This is a genomic window from Corynebacterium suedekumii, from assembly GCF_030252185.1.
GTDB classification, from domain to species: Bacteria; Actinomycetota; Actinomycetes; order Mycobacteriales; family Mycobacteriaceae; genus Corynebacterium; species Corynebacterium suedekumii.
The window spans coordinates 964,312-989,248 of the sequence record NZ_CP126970.1 but is presented as its reverse complement, the minus strand read 5'-3'; the positions used below and the strand labels follow the sequence as shown (position 1 = coordinate 989,248).

Sequence of the window (24,937 nt, the reverse complement as noted above, 5' to 3'; positions counted from 1 at the left end):
CACCGGGACATCAACCGGGACATCAACCGCCGCACACGCCGGAGACTAGGCTGACAGCGTGCACAGCTACCTGTTGGCCGTGCTCTTCGCGTTGGCCTCGGCCCTGACGATCGCGTGGGGCACGGTCGTCCGCCACCGGATCGTCGAGAACGCCCCCGCGGGTTCCTCGCCGATCCTCGTCGCCATGCGGCGCCCGTTGTGGTGGGCGGGGATGTCGACGGCGATCATCGCGTACGTCCTGCAGGTGGTGGCCCTGGGTTTCGGGCCGCTGCTCATCGTCCAGCCGGTGCTGGTCATGTCGTTGATGTTCACTCTGCCGCTCTCGGCGGTGTACGAGGGCCGCCGGATCTCCCGCCGCGAGACCTTCTGGTCCGCGGCGTTGACGGTGGCGGTCACCGCCATCGTCCTCGTCGGTCGCCCGGTGGGCGGTGAGGACCACCCTCCGCTGGAACGGTGGATCCCGGCTCTCACGGTGGGGGTGATCGTCCTGGTGGCCATGGACCGGTTCGCCCGTCGGCAGATCCGCCGGGAACGGGCCCTGATCCAGGGCCTGGTCACCGGCGCGGTGTTCGGTTACGTCGCGGTGCTGTCCAAGGCGGTGGCGGACGTGTTCGTCGAGTCCGGGTTCATCGGGCTGCTGACCAACTGGGAGGTCTACGGCCTCACGCTCGCGGCGACCCTGGGCACGTGGGTGCAGCAGAACGCGTTCAACGCCGGGGCATTGCGCAACTCCCTGCCCGCGATGAAGATCGCCGAGCCGATCGTCGCGTTCACCCTCGGTTATCTCGTGCTCTTCGAGCGTTTCCAGGTCGACGGCTGGGAGTGGCTCCTCTTCGGCGCGGCCTTCGCCACGATGATCGCGTCGACCGTCGTGTTGTCGCGCATCAACATCTGACCGCCGGGCGCGCACGGCTGTGCAACGGAGGTGAACTAGACTTCCTCAACATGACCGACACCAACGGGACCGCTGAGCAGGCGCCGGGCCAGCAGGAGCAGTCCGAGCAGGACGCACGCCACGCCGCGGTGGCCGCCCACCCGTTCGTCGCGGTGACCATCCAGTCCACCGGCATCCACCCCTCGACGGGTCGGCTGGTGTCCGTGGACGCCGTCACGTTCGACGCGGACGGGGAGATCGGTGAGGAGTTCCACGCGGTGATCAACCCGGGCTCGGATCCGGGGCCGCACCACTTCCACGGCCTGACCCATGAGGAGGTCGCGGCGGGGCAGCGCTTCAGCCAGGTGCTGCGCACCCTCGACCGGCTCATCGACGACCGCACGCTCATCGTCCACAATTCTCCCCGGGTGTGGGGGTTCATCGTGTCCGAGGCGCGTCGCACCATGAACGCCGCGGCCCGGGCGAACCGTTCGCGCGGCCGGGGTCGGGGGCGGGGCCGTCGTCGCCGCCAGCGGGTGGGGCATGTCCCGCGGCCTGCCGCGATCGTCGATACGCTCGCGTCCGCCCGCCGGCAGGAGATCGCCTTCGAGGACACCCGCCTCGGTGGCCTGGCCACCGCGCTGGGAATCCCGGACGCCTCGCCGGTGGCCACCGTCGACCGGGCGCAGGTCCCGGAGGAGGAGACCTCCCGGGAGCAGTCGCTGCTGCTCATCGACGTCCATGAGACCCTGCGGGAGCAGGGGCCCCTGTGCGAACGGGAACCCTCCGAGCTCCGCGCGGACCGGTTCGGCCTGCAGCGCACCCACGTGCGTGTCGACGCCGTCGAGGCGCCCCGCCCGCACCCCAACCCCGGGGTGTACGTCCCGGGGCGTTCCCTGGTGCAGGGCATGGAGGTCGTCGTCGCCCCGGAGATCGAGATGGACCCCAACGACATCATCGAGGCCTGCCTGCGCGAGGAACTGGCCTACTCGGAGAAACTCACCCGCCAGACCTCGGTCGTGGTGTGCAACAAGACCACCGACCTGCGGGGCAAGGCCATGCACGCGGTGCGCAAGGGTATTCCGCTGCTCTCCGATGTCGCGTTCATGGCCGCCGTGGAGCGTGGCGTGACACCGGCGGGCCGGTAGCCGTCCACTACGCTGGAGCGCATGCCTGCACGAATCCCGCGCTCCCTGCGCCGACTGCGATCGACTGCGGCCACCGCCGCCGCCTCGCTGGCCACCACCGCCTCCCGGCTGTCCGGCCGGGGTGCCGGCGGCATGATCGGCGGTCTCGTGGCCAACGCCATCGACCCGACCATCATGGACCGGCTCGGCCGGGGACGGCCCGCGGTGCTGGTCACCGGCACCAACGGCAAGTCCACCACCACCCGGATGATCGCCGCCGCGCTGCGCGCCCGGCACACCGTGGCCACCAATGACGGCGGTGACAACATGGACGCCGGCATCATCTCCGCTCTGCTGGCCGGCAAGGACGGCTCCCACATCGTCCTCGAGGTCGACGAACTCCACGTCCCCGCCGTCGCGGACCGACTGTCCCCGAAGGCCCTGGTGCTGCTCAACCTCACCCGGGACCAGCTCGACCGCGTCGGAGAGATCAACAAGATCGAACGCGCCCTGCGCGGGGCGGTCATGGCGCACCCGGACATGCTCGTCATCGCCAACTGCGACGACGTGCTCATGACCTCCGTCGCCTACGACGCCCCCAACGTCGTGTGGGTGGCCGCCGGCGCCGGCTGGACCGGCGACTCGGTCTCCTGCCCACGCACCGGCGGCCACATCGTCCGCGAGGGCGATGACTGGTGGGCGATGAAGAAGCTGCCCGACGGCCGCGAGTTCCGCCGCCCCTCCCCCACCTGGACCGTCACCGATGACGGACTCACCTCCCCCGACGGTGGCCACACCCTCAGCCTCCAGCTGCCGGGCCGGGCCAACCGTGGCAACGCCACCCAGGCCATCGCCGCGGCCGTCGAGGCCTTCGACGTCCCGCTCGACGCCGCCGTCGAGGCCGCCGAGGGCGTGGACAACGTCGCCGGCCGCTACTCCACCGTCCGCTACGGCGACCGCGACGTCCACCTGCTGCTGGCCAAGAACCCGGCCGGCTGGCAGGAAGCCCTGTCCATGGTCGACCGGTCCGCGGACGGCCTGGTCATCGCCGTCAACGGCCAGGTGGCCGACGGTGAGGACCTGTCCTGGCTGTGGGACGTGCGCTTCGAGGATTTCGACGACCTCTCCGTCAAGGCCGCCGGCGAACGCGGCACCGACCTCGCCGTCCGCCTGGTCTACGCCGACATCGACCACGAACACATCCCCGCCCCGGTCAAGGCCATCGAGGCCTGCCCGCCCGGGCGCATCGAGGTCCTGGCCAACTACACCGCCTTCCGTGACCTGAAGAAGGACCTGCAGAAGGCTCTGAACAAGGAGGCGGAGAACCGTGGCTGATCAGCTCACCATCGGACTCGTCCTGCCCGACGTCCTGGGCACCTACGGCGATGACGGCAACGCCCTCGTCCTGCGCCAGCGCGCCCGGATGCGCGGTTACGAGGCGGAGATCCTGCCCATCAAACTCGGGGACGCCGTGCCCGAGGACCTCGACGTCTACTGCCTCGGCGGCGGCGAGGACACCGCCCAGATCCTGGCGGCGGAGCACCTCATCGCCGACGGCGGCCTCACCCGCGCCGCCCACCACGGTCGCCCCATCTTCAGCGTGTGCGCCGGGCTGCAGGTCCTCGGCGAGTCCTTCCGCGCCTCCGGCCGCATCATCGACGGTGTCGGCCTCATCGATGCCACTACCGTCGGCCTGGACCACCGCGCCATCGGTGAGGTGACCACCACGCCGACGAAGGCCGGCATCACCGCCGAACTGACCGAGCCGCTCACCGGCTTCGAGAACCACCTCGGCGCCACCGTGCTCGGTGCCGGTGCCGAACCACTGGGCCGGGTCACCCGCGGCACCGGCAACTGCGACGACGCCGCGGCCGCCGATCTGCCCGACGCCTCCCGTCAGCGCTTCGCCGAGGGTGCTGTGCAGGGCAGCGTCATCGCCACCTACATGCACGGCCCCGCACTCGCCCGCAATCCGCAGCTCGCGGACCTGCTGCTGGCCCGTGCCATGAACATCGCCCTGGGGGATCTCGAGCCCCTGGAGATCGGGGTCATCGACCGGCTCCGGCTCGAGCGCCTGAAGTAGAACGCGGCCCGGCGGAGTATCCTCGTCACATATCGCGCGGGAGTGATGTGTCCCGCCGGAGGGTGAGAGGATGCTCCCATGAGACAGGCAGTCCCACTGGTGCTGGTCGTAGCCGCCGGCCTGCTCGCTGGCTGCGGGTCCGTGACCATTCCGTCCGACGTGGACGGCACCTTCGACCGGGCCACCGACGGCACGCTCGTGGTCGGGGTCTCCGAACACCCGCCCTGGGTCGCCGTCGACGAGGACACCGGTATGGCCACCGGCATCGAGGCGGACCTCATCGCCAGCTTCGCCGGGAGCATCAACGCCGAGGTCCGGTGGCAGCCGGGTCCGGAATCGGTGCTCGCCGGACAAGCGGAGGAGGGCACGGTCGACATCGTCGTCGGCGGGCTGACCACCTCCTCCCCGTGGTCCTCCCACCTGGCCCTGACCCGCCCCTACGCCACCGTCACCTCGGCCGGCGGACGGGAGGAGCAGATGGTCATGGGCGTGCGCATGGGTGAGAACGAACTGCTCGTCGAACTGGAGAAACACCTCGCCCGCCACCAGGGGGAGGTCTCATGAGCCGGCACCACGACACCGCCGACGCTGCCACCGACGCTGACGCCGGCCCGGTCAGCGGGCCGCTGCCGAGCGGACCGCAGGACGCGCTACGCCGGGCCGTCAGGCTCGAGTGGATCACCATCGCCTTCCTCGTCGTCTCGGTCATCGTGGTGGGACTGGTCGCCGGCCAGTCCCAGGCGATGCAGGCCGCCTGGGCCGAGGACGGGTTGTCCCTGCTGCCGCCGGTCGCCTTCCTCGTCGCCACCCGGATCATCCGCCGGCCCCCGAGCTTCCGGCACCCCTACGGTCATCATCGTTCCATCGGTGTGGCCCACCTGGTCGCCGGGACCGCTCTGCTGCTCATGGGCGGCATCCTCCTCGTCTCCTCCGTGCTGGGACTGATCCAGCTGGAGAAGCCGCCCGTGGGCACGACCGTCCTGTTCGGCCACCAGTTCTGGGCGGGCTGGCTCATGATCGCGGTGATGATTCCCACCGCGATCATTCCGGTCATTCTCGGGCGCCTGAAGATCCGCCTGGCCGAGGAACTCCACGACAAGGTGCTGCGCGCTGACGCCGACATGAACAAGGCCGACTGGTCGACCGCCGTGGCCACCATCATCGGTGTCCTCGGCATCGGGGTGGGGTTGTGGTGGATGGACGCCGCGGCCGCCATTCTCGTCTCGGCGTCGATCGTCTACGACGGGATCACCAACGTGAAGGCCGCCGTGGAGGATCTCACCGACACCCGCGCCACGCGATTCGACGATTCCGCGGAACACCCCCTCATCGACGAGGCCGAGGATCTGGCCCGTGCGGTCCCCTGGGTCCGGCAGGCCGCCGCCCGGGTCCGGGACCAGGGGCACGTCTTCCACGTCGAGATGTTCGTCATTCCTCAGCCGGGGCAGGACCCCACCGTCGAACAGCTCATGGCGCTGCGACACCAGCTGCTGGACATCCACTGGAAGCTTCATGACGTCGCCGTCATCCCCGTCGCCTCCATCCCGGGATATCTGCTCGCGGATGAGCCCCGCCTGACGTAGGCGGGGCCCGTCGCGGATCGAAGGCGGTTACGTGGCCGGATGGGGCTGGAGGTCCTCCCGGCTCCGGTAAGCCGTCTCCGAGGCGGAGGGATGACGCGGCAGGAATGACAGCGCCACCATGGCCAGGCCGAGACCCAGGTGGAGCCAGTTGTCCGCGCTGTTGAGCGGGAGGAAGTTGGCGGCGGAATCCAGGTCGACGATCAGACCGTAGACGAACAGGGCCAGATAGATGATGCCGCCGATGAGCAGGAAGTTCCGCGCACCGTCCGGGGAGCGGAACATGAAGATGCCGGCGAGGCCGAACAGCAGGTGGATGATGTTGTGCAGGATAGATACCTGGAACACACCCAGCAGCAGCGCCTCCGAGTGGTGGCCGGCGACACCGAGCGAGTCGTAGTTGGAGGTGAGGACGGGGATGAATCCCGCGAAGCCGACGATGAGGAAGGCGATACCGACGGCGAGGGCGAGGATCTGGACCGGGGAGGGCTTGACCCGGGAGCGCGAGGGTTTGAGGGCTGACATGGGACACCTCTTTCCGAGGGGCCGACCGCGGAACCGGCGGGTCGAAGGGACGTGCCGGCGGCCAGGTGCATGCCGCGGAAGTTCACGTCACTCTCGTGCATCTGTGACAAACCGCTGATGCGTACATCAGAGCCTAACAACCGTGCCTGCCAGTGACTATAAGCCGGGAATGATTGTTACCGCATCTAGATCTTCAGCCGACCACTCAGCGCCCGGGACAGGGTGAGCTCGTCGACGAACTCCAGGTCCCCGCCGAGCGGCATGCCCGACGCGAGCCGGGAGATGGTCAGTTCCGGGAAATCCCGGAGCAGGCGCGCCAGGTAGGAGGCGGTCGCCTCACCCTCGGTGTTGGGGTCGGTGGCGAGGATGACCTCGTGGATGTCGGGGATGTCGTCGTAGAGCGGGGCATCGGGGGTGGAGTCCGCGAGTTCGCGGTCCGGCAGCACTCCGCCGATGCGTTGCAGCAGTTCGGAGACGTGCAGGTCCTTCGGCCCGATGTTGGCCAGCGGGTCGAGCGCCCCACCGAGGACGTGGTACCGGCCGGTGTATTCGCCGGTCCGCTCGATGACCTGGATGTCCTTCGGCTCCTCGACCACGCAGATCATGCCCTTGTCGCGGCCGGAGTCGGCACAGATCCGGCACACCTCCTCGCGGGAGATGTTGCAGCAGATCCGGCAGAAGGTCACGCCATCGCGGACGGCCTCGAGTGCCGAGGTCAGTCGGTTGATGTCGTCCGGCTCGACGGCCAGCAGGTGGAAGGCGATGCGCTGGGCGCTCTTGGGGCCCACGCCGGGCAGGCGGGAGAGTTCATCGATGAGATCCTGGAGCGGTCCTTCAAACACGTCGCCTACCACTGCCTTTCACCTACGTCACTGACCGGTCCAGGATAGTGCCTGGCACCCCGGGGGCCGGTCACCGCCCCACGGCCTGACCGACAAACGACGTGATCCCCGTCCGGTGAGGGCGGGGATCATGAGTCGGTGCGGATCAGGGGTTAACCGAGCATGCCGCCGAAGGGGTCGCCGCCGCCCTGGGACAGCGGGCCCATCTTCTCCACGGCGAGGTCACCGGCCTTCTGGTGGGCGTCCTGGAAGGCGCCGGTGACCAGGTCCTGCAGGGTCTCCACGTCCTCGGGGTCGACGACCTTCGGGTCGATGGTGACGTTGGTGACCTCGCCGCCACCGGTCATGGTGACCTTCACCAGGCCGTTGCCGGCTTCGCCGGTGATGGCGGTGGCGAGGATCTCCTCCTGGGCCTGCTGCAGCTTGGCCTGCATCTCCTGGGCCTGGGCGAGGATCTGGGACATATCCGGCTGAGTCATGGCGTGCCTTTCATCGTCTGTGAATTACCGGGCCAAGTGTACCGACTCACAGCTTGCGTGCGCCGAGCTCCTGCGTCAGCAGTTCCACCGCGATGGTCGTCGCGTCTCGACGGTCGAACGTCCCCGGCTGCTGCGCCTCCTCCGCCATCATCTTCTCCTCCTCCCTGCGGGAGGCCTCCGGATCGGGTGTCGGTTCCGCCTGCGGCGGAGTGGGGGCGGGGGCCGGCTGCGGTGCCGGCGGAGTCATCTGGCGGCGCGGCGCCGGGTGGTGGTCCTCCGGCGGTGCGGCGAACTCCTCCTCTGGTTCCGGCGGCAGGGGAACGCCGTTGTCGAACTGGGGCCGGGCGGCCCGCTCGGCCATCTTCGCCCGGCCGCGTTCCACGGCCTGTTCCCAGGGTTTCCGGGCCGGCTGCTGGGCCGGCTGTTCCGGCTGCTGCGCCGCCTCCGGCCGCTTCTCCGTCTGCGGCTCAGGCGCGGCCTCAGGCGCCGAACCGCCGAGCGGGCGCGGCGTACCCCAGCCAGCGGTGGCCGGGGGTGCGGGATCAGGCGTGGGGGCCGGACTCTCGGGCTCCTCGGTGGGCTCCGGCTCATCCCGGGATTCCTGGCCGCCGTCGGCCTGGCGCTGCGGATTCCAGGCGGGCTGCTTCGGCGCGGGGGCGTCGAACCCGGCCGCGGAGGGATCCGTGCCGATGACACAGTGCACCTTGAGGCTGCGCCCCGCCTCCTCGGAGATCACGGCGGCAATGTCGCGGTTCTTCGACTCCTCGTTCAACCGCTCCGCCAGCGCGCCGGTGTTGTGGCCGAGGATGAGCGTGTCGTCCCGCAGGCCGAGGACCCGGGCCTCGGCGAGCATGATGCCGGCGATCTTGTTCTTCTCGCTGATGCGGGCGCGGACCTGGGACCACCGGGCGCGGATGGTCTCCACGGGATCGGCGGCCGATTCCGTCGGCCCCCGGGTGGGCTCGGGGGTCGGCGTGGGCGTCGGTTCCTCTGCGCGCACCGGCTCGGGCTGCTTCTCCGGTTCGGGGGTCGGCTCCGGTGCGCGGGGTGGAGCCACGGGTGCCTGCTTCTCCGGCTCCTCCGGCTGAACCGGGTCCGGCTTCCGCTCCGGCTGGGCGGCCTGCTGTTCGGCCTCCTCCCGGGCGCGGCGGACGGAGGGGCGCTCGAAGACGCGGCGGGGCTGCTGGTCCACACCCTGCTCCGGGGTGGCGGCGGGGGCCGGCTGTGCCACCGCGGCGGCCTGGGCACCGGCGTGGGCGACCCCCGCGCCCTGGACCGGCTGGGCGGGCAGGAGCAGGTGGGCGCAGAGGATCTCCAGGAGCAGGCGCGGGGAGGTGGCGCCACGCATGTCGGCGATGCGCTCGTTGACGGTGGTGGACAGGTGGGCGAGCTGGGCGGCGGTGAAGTTCGCGGCCTCGTCGCGGAGGATGTCGGCGCGGTCGGTGGGGGCGTCGACGAGTCCGAGGTCGAGCGCCTCGGGGACCGCCTGGAGGATCATGAGGTCGCGGAGGCGGTCGAGGAGGTCCTCGACGAAGCGGCGGGGGTCGTGGCCGGCCTCGATGACGTCGTCGACGGTCTGGAACAGGGCGGCGCGGTCACCTGCGGCGAGTGCGTCCACGGTGGCGTCGATGAGGGAGAGATCGGTGACCCCCAACAACGGGAGGGCCAGATCATAGGTCAGCCCCTGCTCCCCGGTACCGGCGATGAGCTGGTCGAGGATGGACAGGGAGTCACGCGGCGATCCGCCGCCGGCGCGGATGACCAGCGGGTAGACCGAGTCCTCGACGGGCACGCCCTCGGCAGCGACGGTGCGCTCGAGCAGCCCGCGCATGGCCAGCGGGGTGAGCAACCGGAACGGGTAGTGGTGGGTGCGCGACCGGATCGTGCCGATGACCTTCTCCGGCTCCGTGGTGGCGAAGATGAAGATGAGGTGCTCCGGCGGCTCCTCCACTATCTTGAGCAGCGCGTTCGACCCCTCGCGGGTGATCATGTGCGCCTCGTCGATGATGAAGACGCGGTAGCGGGACTCGGCGGGGGCGAAGTACGCGGACTCCCGCAGCTCCCGCATGTCCTCCACGCCGCGGTGGGAGGCGGCGTCGAGCTCCGTGACGTCGAGGTTGCCGGACCCGCCCGGGGCCAGCGACACACACGACGGGCACACGCCGCACGGGTTCGAGGTGGGCCCCTCGATGCAGTTGAGGGAGCGGGCGAGGATGCGCGCCGACGAGGTCTTTCCACAGCCACGCGGGCCGGAGAAGAGGTAGGCGTGGTTGATGCGTCCCGAGTCGAGGGCGACGGACAACGGTCGCGTCACCTGCTCCTGGCCGACGAGTTCAGCGAAGGAGGCGGGACGGTACTTCCGGTAGAGAGCCACGGGCATCAGCCTACCCGTGGATTCAGCGCTGCCAATCCAGGAGATCGATCCCCGCGGACCCCAGTTCCTGCTGGAGGGCCCCCACGCCCTCCTCCACCGCGAAGGCGTGTTCCGCGTCGGTGAGCATCACCAGCTGCAGGAGCACCGTCAGCCGGCCCTCCTCGGTCATGCGCGGCACCTGCCCGCCCCACAGGTACGGCGGGACGAACAGGCCGTGGGCGACGCTAACGTCACTGAGTCCGGCCTTCTCCGCAAGGTTCGGCAGCATCGTGCCGGGCTGTGCGGGGAGGACCCCGGCGGCGTCGATAAGCATGGTGGCGGCGGCCGCCAGGACGTCGATGATCTGCTGCTCCCCCGCCGTCGCGACGGCGAGCAGCTCCGAACGTACCGGCAGGGCCTCGTCGGCCGTCTCCAGCCCCGTATCGACGACCGCGAAATCAACGGTGCAGCCCAACCGCTGCCCCTCACCGAGATCGGTCACCGCGACGTGCAGCTGCCCGAGCTCCTTCAGCGCCAGCTCACCGGGGATGAACTGGTCGACCCAGTAGAGCGTCTCCTCGATGTTCAGGAGATCACGCCCCGAGCTTCTCGACGGCCGCGAGCAGCACGCACGTGGCCACCCCGTCCATGGCGACCTCGAGCTCCTCCACCGGCGGCAGCGACGGCGCCAGGCGGATGTTGCGGTTGTTGGGGTCATCCTTGAGCGGGAAGGAGGAACCCGCGCCGGTGAGGTTGATGCCGGCCTCCTTCGCCAGCTCCACCACCCGGGAGGCGGTGCCGTCGATGACGTCGAGGGAGATGAAGTAGCCGCCCTCCGGCTCCGTCCAGCGGGCGACCTCGTACTCGCCGAGACGACGCTCCATGATCTCGATGACCCGGGCGAACTTCGGGGCCAGCGACCCGGCATGCTTGCGCATCACCGCACGCACCCCCTCGGCGTCGCCGAAGTAGCGGGCGTGCGCCAGCTGGTTGACCTTGTTCGGCCCGATGCCGCGCACCCCGGCGATGCCGAGGTACCAGTCGAGATTCTCCTTCGAGGACGCGAAGAAGCTCACACCCGCGCCCGCGTGGGTGATCTTCGACGTCGACGACATCACCCAGAAGCGGTTCGGGTTGCCGGCCCCAGCGGCCAGCTCGATGACGTTGACGATCGGCGGGAACTCATCCGTGAGCGTGTGCACCGCGTACGCGTTGTCCCACACGATGCGGAAGTCCGGGGCGGCGGTCTCCATCGCCGCGAGCTCACGGCACACCTCCTCCGAGTAGGTGATGCCGGTCGGGTTGCCGAACATCGGCACCGACCACATACCCTTGACCAGCGGATCCTTCACCAGCTCCCGGATGGCCTCCACATCGGGGCCGTCCTCGAGCATGGGCACCGTGACCATCTCGAAGCCCAGGGTCTCCGTGATGGTGAAGTGACGGTCATACCCCGGCACCGGGCAGATCCACCGGATCTTCTCCCCGTCGCCCTCCAGATCCTTCCAGGGACGCTCGGAGTCGTTGTTGCCGAACATGTACGACCACGTGATCAGGTCGAACATGATGTTCAGCGACGACGCGTCTCCGGCGATGAGGTTCTCCGGATCCACCCCGATGACCTCCGCCCACAGCGTCCGGATATCCGAGATGCCCTTGAGGTTGCCGTAGTTGCGCACGTCCGCCCCGTCAGCGTCGGTGTGGTTACCCTCCCCCGGCAGCGCGAGAAGGGATTCCGCGAAGTCGAGCTGCTCCGAGGACGGCTTACCGCGGGTGAGATCGAGCTTGAGATTCTTCGCCTTCAGCTCGTCATAGTCCTTGCGGACCTGGTCCGCGAACTGCGCCAGACGGTCAGAATCGAAATCGAGGAGCGTCACTGTGGGCCTGCCTTCCGAGGCTTTACGTGGAGAAAAGTCTTCGGCCACAATGGTAGACGCTCAAGAAAAAATAAGGGGACCCCGCGCACCCGCCAGAGCTCGCTGACCCTTGCTGCATTCCTGCCCTGGGGGAGTTCACAAGATGGACGCCGCACGGGATCCTGCCGATCACTCTAACGCATCCGGGTGCGAAGAGACCAACTTGCCCCGGGTGGCCAGCGATTTGTTTTTTCCTCTCAGGGTTGTGTACTGTTTCACGAGAACACAGCGACGAAAGTTGCCGGGTTCGGCTGGGAGGATTCGACTAGCGGCCTATGTCACACGCCTGGAACGCGTGCGGGTAGCAATACCCTCGTGGGTTCAAATCCCACATCCTCCGCCACAAGATCGCGGCACCTACTCCGGTAGGTGCCGCGATCTTGTCGATTCAGGGGTTGGTTGGCGGCGGGGCGGAAATTCGGGTGGCACGAACGCCCGGGAATCAGGGATTCCGGGGCGTTCGTGCCACCCGAAGGGACGGTCAGCTCCCCCATACATAAGCCTGTCGAGACAACGATTCCGGATCCCACTGCTCCAACAGCTCCCCCACCGTGGTCATGCCGGGGTACCCCAGGGAGGCGGCGAGGTGGGCGACGACGGTGTCCACGGGGGCGTCGAGAAGCATCTCGCGGAGCGTGACAGCGCCGTCGCGCTTGGCCAGCCGCCGCCCCTCGGCGTTGAGGACGAGCGGGACGTGCCCGTACTCCGGCACCTCGAGGCCGAGCAGACCGGCGAGATACGCCTGGCGCGGCGCGCTGGCCAGCAGATCCTCGCCACGCACCACCTGATCCACCCCCTGGAAACCGTCATCGACGACCACCGCCAGGTTGTACGCCCACCCCGGCTCCTGCCCGCCGCGCTGCAGCACAAAATCATCCACCTCGCCGGTGTAGGTGCCGAGCCAGCGGTCATGGACCGTGAACTCCGCGACGTCCGCCCACAACCGCACCGCCGGCACCCTCCCCTGCTCCGCCAGTGCTTGTCGACGCCCCTCCTGCTCCCCCTCCGTGAGATCCCGACACGTCCCCGGGTAACTGCCCGGCACCGCATGCGGCGCCCGCGACGCCTCCTGGATCTCCTTCCGGGAGCAGAAGCACTCATAAGTGGGCAGCCGGTCGAGGGCCGCAGCGTAGGCCGGGAACCGGTCCGACTGGTGGAGAATCTCCCCGTCGAAAGTCAACCCCAGAGTCCGCAGATCCTCGATCTGGCGCTGCGCCGATTCCTCGCTTGAGCGCTGCGTGTCGATGTCCTCCACCCGCAACAGAAACTCCCGCCCCGTGTGCCGGGCCAGCAACCACGCCACCACCGCGGTACGCAGATTACCGAAGTGGAGATCCCCGCTCGGGGAGGGTGCATAACGTCCGGCGCCGGTCATGGCACCTAGGATAACGGCCATGACCGCACCCGAGGCCCGCTTCATCCCCGTCCGCGCCACGATCTACCCCGTCATCGTGGCGTTCTTCGTCGCGGTGTTCCTCATCTCCAACATCCTGGCCACCAAGGGCGTGGTCATCGGGCCGCTGGTCACCGACGGCGCCTTCTTCCTCTTTCCGCTGGCCTACATCCTCGGTGACGTTCTCTCCGAGTGCTACGGGTTCGCGGCGACCCGACGGGCCATCCTCACCGGTTTCACGGTGACGATTCTCGCCGTCGTCTCCTTCTACATCGCCATCTGGCTACCGCCCGCCGACTTCTACCAAGGGCAGGAACAGTTTGCCCACGTCCTCGGCCTCGTCCCGCAGATCGTCCTGGCGTCCCTGGCCGGCTATCTGGTCGGCCAGCTCCTCAATTCCTGGGTGCTCGTGGCCATCAAGCGCCGCACCGGTGAGAAGTCCCTGTGGGCGCGCCTCATCGGTTCCACGGTCGTCGGCGAGTTCGGTGACACCCTGCTGTTCTGCCTCATCGCCGCGCCGGTCATCGGCATCACCACGGCGCCCGACCTGGTCAACTACGTGCTCGTCGGGTTCCTGTGGAAGACCCTCATCGAGGTCATCCTCCTGCCGGTGACCTACCTGGTCATCGGGTGGGTGAAGCGCCGGGAGGGTTACTTCCGCCCCGCGTAGTAGCGCCCCATGAACTCGTCGCGGTAGGCCTCGAAGTCGCCGGTCTCGATGGCGGCCCGGATGTTGTCCACCAGGCGGATCATGAACTCGAGGTTGTGGATCGTGCACAGGGTGCCGGCGAGGAACTCCTTCGCGCGCAGCAGGTGATGGATGTAGGCGCGGGAGTAGTTCTCGGAGACGTAGCCGCCGAACTCCTCGTCGACGCCGGCGAAGTCCCGGCGGAACTTCGCCCCCATGAGGTTGAGGCGGCCGTCGAGGGTGTACACACCACCCCGGCGGGCCAGACGGGTGGGGGCGACGCAGTCGAAGGTGTCGGCGCCCGCCTCGACAGCGGTGAACAGGTCATCCGGTTCGGAGATGCCGAGCAGGTGGCGGGGCTTGTCGGCGGGCAGTTCGTCACAGACCCAGCCGACGATGGTGCCCAGGTTGCCCTTCTCCAGGGCGCCACCGATGCCGAAGCCGCCGAAGCCGCGCCGCCCCTCGTCCACGGCGGTCTGCGAGAGTTCGACCAGGCCACGGGTCGCCTGGCGGCGCAGGTCCTCGTACTGGGCACCCTGGACCACGCCCCACAGGGACTGCTTCAGCTTGTCCACGCGTTCCTCGGTGAGCCGGTGGTGTTCGTCGAGGCAGCGCTGCGCCCAGCGGTGGGTGCGCTGCACGCTGGACTCCTGGTAGGAGCGGGTGTCCATGAGGGTGGTCAGCTCGTCGAAGGCGAAGATGATGTCGGCGCCGAGCTGGTGCTGGATCTGCATGGAGATCTCGGGAGTGAAGCGGTGTTTGGAGCCGTCGCGGAAGCTGGTGAAGTCGACGCCGTCCTCGTCCACCCGCGCCAGGTTGGGTTTGCGGTGGGTGTGGTGCTGCCCTTCGGCGGCCTCCATGGACAGGGTCTTCTGGAATCCACGCCCTGGCTCATCACCTGGAATCCGCCGGAGTCGGTGTAGGTGGGGCCGTCCCAGTTCTCGAATCGGCCCACTCCCCGGCCTCGTCGACGATGTCGGAGCCGGGCTGGAGGTAGAGGTGGTAGGCGTTGGAGAGGATCGCCTGGGCGCCGGTGGCGCGGATCTGCTCCGGGGTCAGGGTCTTCACGGTCGCCTTGGTGGCCACGGGGATGAAGGCGGGGGTGCGGATGTCGCCGTGCGGGGTGTGGATGACACCGGTGCGACCGTGGCGGCCGGGGGCGGAGCCCAGCTCGGTGCCCACCTCGAAACTCAGGTCCTGACTCATGAACTCACTTTCTCCATTTCCTCACGGTGCGCGGTCTCGGCGGCGTGCCGGGCCTCCCATTCCTTCTCCAGTTCGGTGCCCTCGATGTCCATGCGGGGGATGAGGCGGTCGAGCCAGCGGGGGATCCACCAGGTGGCCCCGCCCATGAGGAACATGGTGGCCGGGACGAGCGACATGCGGACGAAGAAGGCGTCGAAGAATACGCCGACGCCGAGGGCGAAGCCGAAGATCTGGATGAACGGCAGCGGCTGGTCAATGAAGGCGATGAACACCGCGATCATGATGAGGGCGGCGGCGGTGACCACGCGGGCGCCACGGGTGAAACCGACGATGGTGGACTCATCGACGGCGTCGAGACGCGTGACCTTCCGCGGTGCGCCAGGCTCGGCCGCCGCCTGTTCCTTGAGCGAGATGTAGTGCTCACGCATGCGGGTGACCAGGAAGACCTGGTAGTCCATGGCCAGGCCGAAGGTAACGCCGATGAGGAAGATCGGCATGAAGGAGATGAGCGGGGCCGGGGTGTTGACCAGATCCCACAGGCCCTCCTGCCACACCAGGACGGTGAGGCCGAAGGCGGCGCCGACGGAGAGCAGGAAGCCCAGGCCGGCGACGAGGGGGACGAGCACGGAGCGGAACACCCCGAGCAGGAGGAAGATGGCCAGGCCGACGACGATGGCCAGGTACACCGGCATGGCACCGGCGAGGCGTTCGGTGATGTCCATCTGGACGGCGGTCAGGCCGGTCATGCCGACGTCGACGCCGGTGGCGTCGGAGATCTGCTCGCCCTGTTCGCGCAGGGCGTGGGAAACCTCGGTGGTGAACTGGTCGTCCGGCCCGGTGGTGGGGGTGACCAGGATCTGGGCGGCGGTGGCGTCGTCGTTGACGGCGATGAGCTGGGCGTGCTTGACGCCGCCGACGGTCTGCAGCTGCCCGACGGTGTAGAGGAAGGAGCTCATGGTCGCGGCGTTCTGTGGGTCGACGGCCTCGCCGGCCTGCTCGGCCAGGTCGGTCTGGGCGCGCACCAGCGGTTCGAGGGCGGCGGAATCGGGGTTGACCTCGTGGGCGTCGACGATGACCAGGAAGGGGGCGTTGACGCCCTCACCGAAGCCCTCGGCCATGAGGTCGGCGGACTTGCGCTGGGTGGTGTCGAGGTTGGAGGTGGAGTCCGACGGCAGCGACAGCTCCATGTCGAGCACCGGCGCGGCCATGGCTCCCAGGCCGAGGACGACCACCGCCATGACGAGGCCGGGAGCCTTCCGGACGAAGCTGACCCAGCGGTTGCCCATGGTGCGTCCGCGGCGACGCTTCCCGCCGCCGCGCACCGGGTTGCCGGACAGGCCCGGGATGCGGGCCTTGAACACCCGGTCGCCGAGGACACCGAGCAGGGCCGGGATGAAGGTGAGCGCGATGAGCACGGCCACGAGGACGGTGAAGGCGGCGGACAGACCCATGGCGGTGAGGAACTCGATGTTGACGATCGTCAGCGCCGCGAGGGCGATGATCACCGTCGCGCCCGCGAACACGACCGCGGATCCGGCGGTGCCCACCGCCATGCCGGCGGCCTCGTCGGCGGGCATGCGCCGGCGTTCGGCCCGGTAGCGGGAGAGGATGAACAGGGCGTAGTCGATGCCCACGGCCAGGCCGATCATCACCGCCAGCACCGGGGTGATGTTGTTGAGCTCGACAAACGCGGTGGCGACGATGATCGCCAGGGCGCCGATGCCCACGCCGATGACGGCGGTGATCACCGGCAGGCCGGCGGCGATGACGGAGCCGAACGTGGCGATGAGCACGAGGAACGCGACACCCAGGCCGATGATCTCGCTGGAGGTCTTGACCTCGATCGGGTCACCGAAGCCGGCACCGCCGGCCTCGACCTGGATGCCCTGCTCACGGCCGAGATCCATGGCGTTGTTGACGATGTCCCGGTGCTCCTGCGTCACGTCCATCGAGGACTCGACGTCGAAGGTGAAGGTGGTGTAGCCGATGCGTCCGTCGTCGGAGAGCATCTTGAGGTTCTCCGCGTCCGCCCGGGCCGTCTCCTCCGGCAGGCCCTGGGAGGTCATCTGCTCGATGACGCCGGCCTGCAGGGCCGGGGACACCTCGACCGGGTTGCCGAAGCGTTCGGTGCCGGTGATGTCGTCGAGGTTGTCCTCGATGGCGGAGACGACCGTGTCGATCGCCGCCGAGTTCTGCGGTTCCGCAAGCGTCTGGCCGTCGGGGGCGACGAAGACGACGTTGACCGAGGCCGCGTTCGCCGGGTTACCGGCATCGGGGAAATTCTCCTGCAGGGTGTACAGCGAGTTGATCGACGGGGTGCCGCCGATGCTGAACTGGTTGGAGAACGGCTTCTGGAAGGCCACGGCAGCGCCGGCCATGCCGCCGAGGACGGCCAGCCACAGGACGATGACGATCCACTTCCTATGGAAGGACCAGCGCCCGAGCTTGAACAGAAACTTTGCCACGATTGATTGGCTTCCTAAGGGAGGACGGGGAGAAAACTCCCGCCAGTCTACCGAGAGTTCGGGAATGCGAAAATCCCTGGTACTCGGGTGAGTACCAGGGATCCTCTGCTGGCGGTGGCGGCGGGATTTGAACCCGCGGTTGGGGGTTACCCAACAATCGCTTTCGAGGCGATCACCTTCGGCCGCTCGGACACGCCACCGCGGACAACTCTAACGGAGCGTGTCAGTGTCGACCAAATTAGCGCTTGTCGTCCTGCACGGAGCCGAGGACCTTGTTGCCGGCGTCCTTGACGGCGTCGCCGGCCTCATTGGCGGCCTGCTTGGCGTCGGCCTTGGTCTGGTCGGCGCGGCCCTCGTCCTCGAGGCGCTCGTTGCCGGTGGCCTTGCCCAGGCCCTCCTTGGCCTTGCCGCCGAGTTCCTCTGCCTTGTTCTTGAAGTCACCCATGGTGTGTCTCGCTTTCTGCATCGGTCGGTCAGTTGCTGTGACCCAGCCTACAGGCGTTCCCGGAAACGTGCAGACACCCTTATCTCCGCCCCTATCTCAGTCCGGCGAAGAATTCCGCGAGCAGCGCCGCGCACTCGGACTCGAGCACTCCCCCACGGACGGCGAGGTGGTGGAGCTGGCGTGGGGTACGGACGGCGTCGATAAGCGAGCCGCAGGCGCCGGTCTTCGGCTCCCACGCACCGAAGACGAGCTCGCCGACGCGGGCGCCGAGGATGGCGCCGGCGCACATCGTGCACGGCTCGAGCGTGACCACCAGCGTGCAGTCCGTCAGCCGCCACGCGTCCCCGTAGGTGCGGACGGCGCGGCGGATGGCCTCCATCTCGGCGTGGGCCGTGGGATCCGCGTCCGCTTCGCGACGATTCGTCCCCCACCCCAGCTCCCGCCCATCGGGTGCGTAGATCACGGCACCGACCGGGATGTCACCGGGCGGGGTGGTGCGCGCGACCTTGAGCGCCCGGCGCATCCGCTCCTCCGCCAGCACCAGACCGGCCTCGCGGGGCAGCGACTCAGTCATCGAGGTCGGCGGCCTCCGCCAGCTCATCCGCGAACCCGAGCTCGTCCGCGATGCGCAGCAGGAGCTCGGAGGGGTACGGCTCGGTGTCGTCGACGAGCACGCCGAGCACCTCCTCACTGATCCCGAGATCGGCGAGAAGATCGACGTCCCCGTCCGGCCAGCCGTCCACGTCATCGAGCTCATCCGGGTCCAGGTCCGGGACATCGGCGTCCAGCTCGCCGAGGACCTGGGCGGCGAAATCATCGTCCACCGCCATCGTCGCGTCCGAGAGCAGCAGCTGGACACCGTTGGGTGTGGGGCGGACGATGACGAAGTACTCGTCCTCCACGCACAGCAGCGCGAAAGCCGGGCCCTCACTGCGCAGCCCGCGGACCGCCCTGATCGACGTGGACAAGGAGGAGAAGTCATCGTCGAACGGACGCACCTGCCACTGCCCCTCCGAACGGGTGACGGTGACGGCGAAACTCTGGCCGTACTCCTCGTGTTCCATATCGGTGAGCGTAGTCGGCCTGTGCCACACTTGTCAGGTGACCTCGACTGCCCTCAAGCGACCTGTCTGCATCCTCGGCCTCGGCCTCATCGGCGGCTCCCTCCTGCGCGATCTCGCAGCCGCCGACCACCCCGTCTTCGGCTACAACCGCTCCCCCTCCGGCGCGCGCGCCGCCGCCGGGGAAGGTTTCGACGCCATCTCCGACCTCGAGGCGACCCTGCGACGCGCCGCCGACGACAACGCCCTCATCGTCCTGGCGACCCCCATGCCCGCCATCCCCGGTCTCCTCGACGCGATCGCCGAGTTCGCCCCCGACTGCGGCTTCACCGACGTCGTCTCCGTCAAGGCCAAGGTGTGGCAGCTGGTCCAGGAACGCGGCATGGCCGACCGCTACGTCGGCGGCCACCCCATGGCCGGCACCGCCGACAGCGGCTGGGAGGCCTCCCACACCGGACTGTTCCGCCGCGCCGCCTGGGTGATCACCTACGACCACGCCCCCGACGCCGACCAGTCCTGGATCGACCTGTGGACCGAGGTGGTCCACCTCATCATCACCGTCGGCGCCGAGGCCATCCCCGCCCGCGTGGACACCCATGACGCCGCCGTCGCCCGCGTCTCCCACCTCGTGCACGTCTTCGCGGAGGTCCTCGCCGTCGTCGGCGACAACGGCGGCGCCCTGGCCCAGTCCCTGGCCGCCAGCAGCTTCCGCGACTCCACCCGGGTGGCCGGCACCCAGCCCGCCCTCGTCCAGGCCATGTGCGAGACCAACGCGGACGCCGTCGTCGCCGCACTCGACGAGGCACTCGACATGCTTCACGACGCCCGCGACACCCTCGCCAAACCACATCCCGACCTCTCCGCCCTCGCCGACGCCGGTTACGCCGCCCGTGTCCGCTTCGAGGCCCGCCACGGCGCACGGGCCGAATCCGTCTCCCCCGTCAAGATCTCCTCCCGACCGCTCCTGCGCCTGCACCCCGGCACCGAGGGCTGGATCACCCAGCTCCGGCACGCCGAGTCCCTGGGCGGACGGATCGAGATCTTCTAGGGTGCCCCGGGGGTTGCCTTCGCCCCTTTGCCCCTCTGCCCCTGACGCCTTATGCCGGGAATTCACGCGGATGCGCCGGACACCCGATTCTGACCTGGGGATTGGTCGGGGCACGCCAGAATCCGCGTGAATTCCGGGTGGAGACACGGCCGGCCGGCCCCGGCGGCCACCCCGCCAACGCAGAAACCGCGGTTCCCCGTGACGGGGAACCGCGGTTGCTGTCTGTGCGCCCGGAGGGATTCGAACCCCCAACCTTCTGATCCGTAGTCAGATGCTCTATCCGTTGAGCTACGGGCGCTGGCCGCTCAGCGTGTCGCCGTGCAACGAGACGTTACTTTACCCCCGCTGCCAGCGACACACAAAACAGCTGGTTAAACCACCAATCCGAAGACCGGAACAGCGATGAAGTACGCGGCCAGGGTGATGAGGACAACCGCGATGAGGTTGAGCCAGATGCCGCCCTTGATCATGTCCCCGATCTTGACGTAACCGGAGCCGTAGGCGATGGCGTTCGGCAGGGTGGCGACCGGCAGCATGAACGCACAGGTGGCGGACAGGGCGACCGGGATGGTGAGCAGGAGGACGTTCATCTCGGTGGCGCCGGTGAGGCCGATGCCGACGGCGACGCCGCCCATGATGGGCAGGAAGGTCGCGGCGGTGGCGGTGTTGGAGGTGAACTCGGTGAGCACGAGGACCAGGAGGGCGACGGCCCCCATGAGCAGGAAGATCGGGAGGACCTCGAGCGCCTTGGCCTGCTCACCGATCCACAGGGACAGCCCGGTGGCGGTGAACATGCCGGACAGGGAGAGGCCGCCGCCGAAGAGGAGGAGGACGTCCCAGGGGACCTCGTTGGCGGTCTTCCAGTCGAGGAGGCGGACGCCGGTCTTGCCCTCGGCGGGGATGGTGAACATGAGCAGGCCGGCGATGATGCCGACGATGGCGTCGTCGTAGACCATCTCGGAGCCGGTCCAGGCGATGATCAGGGGGATGAAGACCCAGGACAGGGCGGCGAGGATGAAGATGATGCCGACCATGATCTGCGGGCGGGTCCACGGGCCCATCTTCTCGATCTCCTCGCGGATGAGCTCACGGCCGCCGGGGATCTCGTCCATCTCCGGCTTGAACACGGTGATGAGGACGAGCCAGGCCAGGACGGTGAAGGTCGCGGCGACGGGGACGCCGACCATCATCCACTGGCCGAAGCCGATGGTGATGTCGTGGGCTTCCTTCATGTAGCCGGCCAGCAGCGCGTTCGGCGGGGTACCGATGAGGGTGCCCAGGGAACCGATGGAGGCGGAGTAGGCGATGGCGAGCATGAGGCCGGTGGCGAAGTTCTTCTGCTTGCGCATGCCGCCGACGATGCCGGCGGTCAGCTGCAGGACGGACAGGCCGATGGGCAGCATGACCACGGCGGTGGCGGTGTTGGACACCCACATGGAGAGGAAGCCGGTGGCGATCATGAAGCCGAGGATGAGGCGCTTGGGACTGGTGCCCACGGCCATGACCACGGCGAGAGCCATGCGGCGGTGGAGGTTCCAGCGCTGCAGGCCCAGGGCGAGGAGGAAGCCGCCGAGGAAGAGGAAGATGGTGGAGCTGGCGTAGGGCGCTCCGACCTGGGAGAACGTGGCCACCTGGGAGATGGGGAACACGGCGATCGGGATGAGCGCGGTGGCGGCGAGAGGGATGGCCTCGGTCATCCACCAGACGGCCATCCACACGGTGGTGGCGGCGACGATGCGCATGGCCTGGTGGCTGTACTCGACCTCCGGGTCCGCGCCGGCGGACTGGAGGACGGTCTCGGCGGCGTTGGCCGGGAAGAAGAAGTAGACGAGGGCGGCGAGGACGATGCCGAGGACGATGCCGAACAGCTGGCGGTGCCATTCGCGGGTTTCACGGACCTCGGTGAGTTCACCTTCGGTGACGGCGGTGCTCTCGTGTGTCTGAGGAGTGCTCATGATGCGTGCACGATCCTTCTGGTAAAAGGGATGGATTGATCGGCTGTGATGTTACTTACGGGACCCTGACCCACAAGAATGAATCACGCCGATTCGGACGTGAGATCGCCTACGTGTACCCGCCTGAACCCCGTCACCTGCACCGATCGCACGAGGTCCGCCCTTCTGTCACCCCGTAACGGGGGCGGCGTCAGTGTAGTCGAAAGATCATATCAACCCCCTGGTCAGAGCCCCAGGACGGCCTTGGCGATGAGGAAGTAGACGATGAGGCCCGTCGCGTCACAGAACGTCGAGATGAACGGGTTGGAGAACACCGCCGGGTCCGCTCCGAGTTTCTTCGCCAGGATCGGCATGACCCCGCCCACCGTCGCCGACATCATGCACACCGCCAGCAGGGTCGACCCGATGACGATGCCGATCGGCAGTCCGTAGACGGCGGTCGCCAGACCGAACCCCAACGTCCCCAGCAGTGAGCCGAGGACCACGCCGACCCGCAGCTCACGCCAGGCGACCTGGGCGACGTCGCGCCCGCGGACGTCGCCCAGCGCGATCGCCCGGGTGACGGTCGTCGCGGCCTGGTTGCCGGTGTTGCCGCCGGTGCCGGTGAGCAGGGGGATGAACAGGCTCAGCACCACCGCGGCGGCGAGCGTGTCCTCGAAGGTGTCCAGGACCTGCACCGTCAGCAGCGCCGACACCGCCAGCACCAGCAGCCAGACGATGCGGGAACGCACGACCTTGAGCAGCGGCGTTGACAGGTAGGGCTGCTGCAGCGGTTCCGACGCACCCGAACGGGCCGTGTCCTCCAGAATCGGCGTCCTCGACGATGTCCATCGCGTCATCGACGGTGAGGATCCCCACCAACCGGTCCGAGTCGTCCACCACCGGCATCGCCAGCAGATCCAACGCCAGGAACCAGCGCGCCGTCTCCTCCGCGTCATCCTGCGCACCCGCGTACACCGGGGTGTTCATGAGCGTATCGACGCCCTCCTCCCCCGCCGCCGTGAACAGCGCACGCAGAGACGTCACCCCCACCAGCACCCGGTCCTCGGTGATCACCGGCAGGGTGTAGATAGTCTCCACGTCCCCGGCGACGTCCTTGAGTTTCGCCAGGACGTCGTCGACCGTCATGTCCTGGTAGATGTGCGGCACCTCCGGTGACATCCGTCGGCCGATGGACCCCGGGCCCGACCCCCGGAAAGTAGACACGGGGGATGTGATCAGGAAGCAGATCTCAGCGTAACAGGACATTGCTCCTCAAACACTGCTGGAGCGAGATACCCGCACCAGGAATGCCGACGCGTGGTGTTGTAGCGGGTACACCAGCGGAAAACAACTCGCCGGCACTGCAACTGATTGGCAAACGTCTTTGCGTCCTGGAGGACCTCACGCTTCAACGCGGCGTTGAAGGACTCCGCCAGGGCGTTATCAGCGCTGCTGCCGATCGCGCCCATCGACTGCCGGATCCCCAGCTGCGTACACGTGTCCTGGAACGCATGGGAAGTGTAGACACTGCCATGGTCCGAGTGAAAAATTGCGTCGTCGAGACTTCCGCGCTGGCCCTTGGCCATCACCAGGGCGTCCTGGACCAGGGAAGAACGCATGTGATCGGCAATCGCGAAGCCGACCAGCCGGCGGGAGAAACAGTCGATGACCGTGGCCAGGTACATATTCGACCCGTCCGCGATCGGCAGGTACGTGATATCGCCGACGTAGACCTGGTTCGGTGCCGGGGCGGTGAACCTCCGGCCGACGAGATCCGGAAACACCGGCTTCCTCCCATCCGAGACAGTCGTGGTGACCTTGCGTTTCTTGGAGTAGCCAACCAGTTGCAACGAGCGCATGATCCGGGCGACTTTCTTGTGATTGACCGGACTGCCGGGCGAGTCGTCGTTGAGTTGCGCCGTGATGCGTTTGGAGCCGTAGCAGCCGCGTTCTGCGGCGAACACGGCCTTGACCCGTGCGCCGAGGATCGCGTCGCTGAGCAGGCGTTGTGTCCTGGCGGAGGAGGTGTTTCTCCATTTGTAATACGAGGACCGGTTGAGTTTCAGAACCTCACATAACCGCTTGACCGAATGGCTGTTCTTGGCGTCGTCAACGAACTGGAAGCGGATCACCAGGTCGTCTCTTCCGCAAAATATTTCGCGGCCTTGCGCAGGATGTCGCGCTCTTCCTTCAGTCGGGCGTTTTCCCGTTCCAGCTGGCGGATACGTTCGGCATCGGTCACCGATGTCGGGGTCTGCGAGGCGGCCTCGGTGCTGGTGGTGGTGCGGGCGCCGGTGCCGTATTTGCGGACCCAGATCTGGAGGGTGTTGCGGTTGACGCCGAGTTCGGTGGCGAGGGCGTTGATCGATACGCCGGGGGAATTCTCGTAGAGGGCGACCGCGTCGTGGCGGAATTCCTCGGTGTAGGTCTTGCTGGGCATGGTGGCAGGTTACCTTTCTTCCCCGGCAGAAAGCCGGGTTGTCGGGTGTCTACCAAACAGGGTCAGGTCCCCCCTTCGGGTAGCCGAGGACCACGCCCGTGACATCGCGTTCCGAGTCCTCCAGCGCCTTGAGCAGCCGCTCCGCGATCTCCGCCGGGAGCTCATCGAGCAGGGAGACCCGGTCGTCCGGGTCCAGCTCCGCGAAGAACTCATAGACTGCCGTGTCCCCCAGCGCGTCGATGAGGTCGGCCTGGTGGGCGGAGTCGAGCGCGTCGAACACCCCGATCGACCGGCGCCGGGACAGCAGCCGCAGAATGAGCGCGGCCCGCGTGGCCGGGGAACGCTCGACCAGGGCGACGACGTCCTTGATCGGCGCCTCGTCCAGCAGCTCCGACAGTTCCTCGGCGCGCTCCGGCCGGATCTGCCTCTCCGAGCGGATGATGTGCTCGAGGCGGTCGATGACCTCACTCATGGG

General features: G+C 68.2%; 21 protein-coding genes, 3 tRNA genes, 1 other RNA gene and 3 pseudogenes. 9 read left to right on the top strand and 19 right to left on the bottom strand.

Annotated elements, in window-relative coordinates:
* Positions 1-58: 58 nt before the first annotated feature.
* The 6 genes from QP029_RS04920 (at position 59) to QP029_RS04895 (ending at position 5,667) form a co-directional block, all read left to right on the top strand.
* Positions 59-895, top strand: coding sequence for a DMT family transporter (locus QP029_RS04920; RefSeq protein ID WP_284875712.1), 837 nt, complete (start codon positions 59-61; stop codon positions 893-895).
* A 50-nt stretch (positions 896-945) separates the two neighbouring features.
* Positions 946-2,022 (top strand): exonuclease domain-containing protein, encoded by a 1,077-nt coding sequence (locus QP029_RS04915; RefSeq protein WP_284875711.1) that lies wholly within the window; start codon positions 946-948, stop codon positions 2,020-2,022.
* A 21-nt stretch (positions 2,023-2,043) separates the two neighbouring features.
* Positions 2,044-3,336: a Mur ligase family protein gene (locus tag QP029_RS04910; RefSeq protein ID WP_284875710.1), complete on the top strand. Its 1,293-nt coding sequence runs from the start codon at positions 2,044-2,046 to the stop codon at positions 3,334-3,336.
* A complete protein-coding gene (locus QP029_RS04905) occupies positions 3,329-4,084 on the top strand; it encodes a type 1 glutamine amidotransferase (protein ID WP_284875709.1) in 756 nt (251 codons plus the stop codon). Before QP029_RS04910 ends, QP029_RS04905 begins: the two co-directional genes overlap by 8 nt.
* 78 nt (positions 4,085-4,162) lie before the next feature.
* Positions 4,163-4,648 (top strand): transporter substrate-binding domain-containing protein, encoded by a 486-nt coding sequence (locus QP029_RS04900; protein ID WP_284875708.1) that lies wholly within the window; start codon positions 4,163-4,165, stop codon positions 4,646-4,648.
* The gene (locus QP029_RS04895; protein WP_284875707.1) at positions 4,645-5,667 is read left to right on the top strand and encodes a cation diffusion facilitator family transporter; all 1,023 of its coding nucleotides are present in this window, start codon (positions 4,645-4,647) and stop codon (positions 5,665-5,667) included. Before QP029_RS04900 ends, QP029_RS04895 begins: the two co-directional genes overlap by 4 nt.
* Before the next feature lie 27 nt (positions 5,668-5,694).
* Here QP029_RS04895 and QP029_RS04890 read toward each other — a convergent pair whose 3' ends face one another.
* The 7 genes from QP029_RS04890 to ffs form a co-directional block, all read right to left on the bottom strand.
* On the bottom strand, positions 5,695-6,189 hold the full coding sequence (locus tag QP029_RS04890; RefSeq protein ID WP_284875706.1) for a DUF4383 domain-containing protein: 495 nt from the start codon (positions 6,187-6,189) through the stop codon (positions 5,695-5,697).
* Positions 6,190-6,374: 185 nt separating this feature from the next.
* Positions 6,375-7,031 carry a recombination mediator RecR gene (gene recR, locus QP029_RS04885; RefSeq protein ID WP_284875705.1) on the bottom strand — a complete coding sequence of 219 codons (657 nt, stop codon included), beginning with the start codon at positions 7,029-7,031 and terminating at the stop codon, positions 6,375-6,377.
* Positions 7,032-7,183: 152 nt separating this feature from the next.
* Complete coding sequence (locus QP029_RS04880; protein ID WP_284875704.1) at positions 7,184-7,510, bottom strand: YbaB/EbfC family nucleoid-associated protein; 327 nt, start codon at positions 7,508-7,510, stop codon at positions 7,184-7,186.
* Between the two features lie 46 nt (positions 7,511-7,556).
* Positions 7,557-9,884: a DNA polymerase III subunit gamma and tau gene (locus QP029_RS04875; RefSeq protein WP_284875703.1), complete on the bottom strand. Its 2,328-nt coding sequence runs from the start codon at positions 9,882-9,884 to the stop codon at positions 7,557-7,559.
* Positions 9,885-9,906: 22 nt separating this feature from the next.
* Positions 9,907-10,365, bottom strand: coding sequence for a suppressor of fused domain protein (locus tag QP029_RS04870; RefSeq protein ID WP_284875702.1), 459 nt, complete (start codon positions 10,363-10,365; stop codon positions 9,907-9,909).
* Between the two features lie 91 nt (positions 10,366-10,456).
* Positions 10,457-11,740, bottom strand: a complete 1,284-nt coding sequence (locus QP029_RS04865; protein WP_284875701.1) for an aspartate aminotransferase type Ic — start codon at positions 11,738-11,740, stop codon at positions 10,457-10,459.
* A gap of 67 nt (positions 11,741-11,807) precedes the next feature.
* Positions 11,808-11,906: signal recognition particle sRNA small type (gene ffs / locus QP029_RS04860), an RNA gene on the bottom strand.
* Positions 11,907-12,033: 127 nt separating this feature from the next.
* Here ffs and QP029_RS04855 point away from each other — a divergent pair.
* Positions 12,034-12,122: transfer RNA gene (locus QP029_RS04855), tRNA-Ser, on the top strand.
* A 138-nt stretch (positions 12,123-12,260) separates the two neighbouring features.
* Here QP029_RS04855 and gluQRS read toward each other — a convergent pair.
* Positions 12,261-13,154 carry a tRNA glutamyl-Q(34) synthetase GluQRS gene (gluQRS, locus tag QP029_RS04850; protein WP_284875700.1) on the bottom strand — a complete coding sequence of 298 codons (894 nt, stop codon included), beginning with the start codon at positions 13,152-13,154 and terminating at the stop codon, positions 12,261-12,263.
* Between the two features lie 19 nt (positions 13,155-13,173).
* Between gluQRS and QP029_RS04845 the strand changes: the two genes are divergently transcribed.
* Positions 13,174-13,842 carry a queuosine precursor transporter gene (locus QP029_RS04845; RefSeq protein ID WP_432418702.1) on the top strand — a complete coding sequence of 223 codons (669 nt, stop codon included), beginning with the start codon at positions 13,174-13,176 and terminating at the stop codon, positions 13,840-13,842.
* Here the strand turns inward: QP029_RS04845 and tgt are convergent.
* The 6 genes and pseudogenes from tgt to QP029_RS04815 form a co-directional block, all read right to left on the bottom strand.
* Positions 13,824-15,066: pseudogene (tgt, locus tag QP029_RS04840) on the bottom strand (tRNA guanosine(34) transglycosylase Tgt). The gene QP029_RS04845 and the pseudogene tgt sit on opposite strands and share 19 nt — an antisense overlap.
* Complete coding sequence (locus QP029_RS04835; protein WP_284875698.1) at positions 15,063-17,531, bottom strand: MMPL family transporter; 2,469 nt, start codon at positions 17,529-17,531, stop codon at positions 15,063-15,065. The pseudogene tgt and the gene QP029_RS04835 overlap by 4 nt, the downstream one beginning before the upstream one ends.
* 109 nt (positions 17,532-17,640) lie before the next feature.
* Positions 17,641-17,731, bottom strand: a tRNA-Ser gene (locus QP029_RS04830).
* Between the two features lie 38 nt (positions 17,732-17,769).
* Positions 17,770-17,976, bottom strand: a complete 207-nt coding sequence (locus tag QP029_RS04825; RefSeq protein WP_284875697.1) for a CsbD family protein — start codon at positions 17,974-17,976, stop codon at positions 17,770-17,772.
* A gap of 91 nt (positions 17,977-18,067) precedes the next feature.
* Positions 18,068-18,550: a nucleoside deaminase gene (locus tag QP029_RS04820; RefSeq protein ID WP_284875696.1), complete on the bottom strand. Its 483-nt coding sequence runs from the start codon at positions 18,548-18,550 to the stop codon at positions 18,068-18,070.
* Positions 18,543-19,040, bottom strand: a complete 498-nt coding sequence (locus tag QP029_RS04815; RefSeq protein ID WP_284875695.1) for a tRNA adenosine deaminase-associated protein — start codon at positions 19,038-19,040, stop codon at positions 18,543-18,545. Before QP029_RS04815 ends, QP029_RS04820 begins: the two co-directional genes overlap by 8 nt.
* Before the next feature lie 37 nt (positions 19,041-19,077).
* Between QP029_RS04815 and QP029_RS04810 the strand changes: the two genes are divergently transcribed.
* Positions 19,078-20,085 carry a prephenate dehydrogenase gene (locus tag QP029_RS04810; RefSeq protein ID WP_284875694.1) on the top strand — a complete coding sequence of 336 codons (1,008 nt, stop codon included), beginning with the start codon at positions 19,078-19,080 and terminating at the stop codon, positions 20,083-20,085.
* A gap of 225 nt (positions 20,086-20,310) precedes the next feature.
* Here QP029_RS04810 and QP029_RS04805 read toward each other — a convergent pair.
* The 5 genes and pseudogenes from QP029_RS04805 to QP029_RS04785 all read right to left on the bottom strand — a co-directional run.
* Positions 20,311-20,383 (bottom strand) — tRNA-Arg (locus tag QP029_RS04805).
* Between the two features lie 73 nt (positions 20,384-20,456).
* Positions 20,457-22,040: an SLC13 family permease gene (locus tag QP029_RS04800; protein WP_284875693.1), complete on the bottom strand. Its 1,584-nt coding sequence runs from the start codon at positions 22,038-22,040 to the stop codon at positions 20,457-20,459.
* Between the two features lie 224 nt (positions 22,041-22,264).
* Positions 22,265-23,231: pseudogene (gene mgtE, locus QP029_RS04795) on the bottom strand (magnesium transporter); the annotation flags it as partial.
* 26 nt (positions 23,232-23,257) lie between these two features.
* A protein-coding gene (locus QP029_RS04790; RefSeq protein WP_284874050.1) for an IS3 family transposase occupies positions 23,258-24,462 on the bottom strand; the annotation gives its coding sequence in 2 pieces (ribosomal slippage) (positions 23,258-24,165 and positions 24,165-24,462; 1,206 coding nt in all).
* 70 nt (positions 24,463-24,532) lie between these two features.
* Positions 24,533-24,934 (bottom strand): annotated as a pseudogene (locus QP029_RS04785) (magnesium transporter MgtE N-terminal domain-containing protein); the annotation flags it as partial.
* Positions 24,935-24,937: the final 3 nt, after the last annotated feature.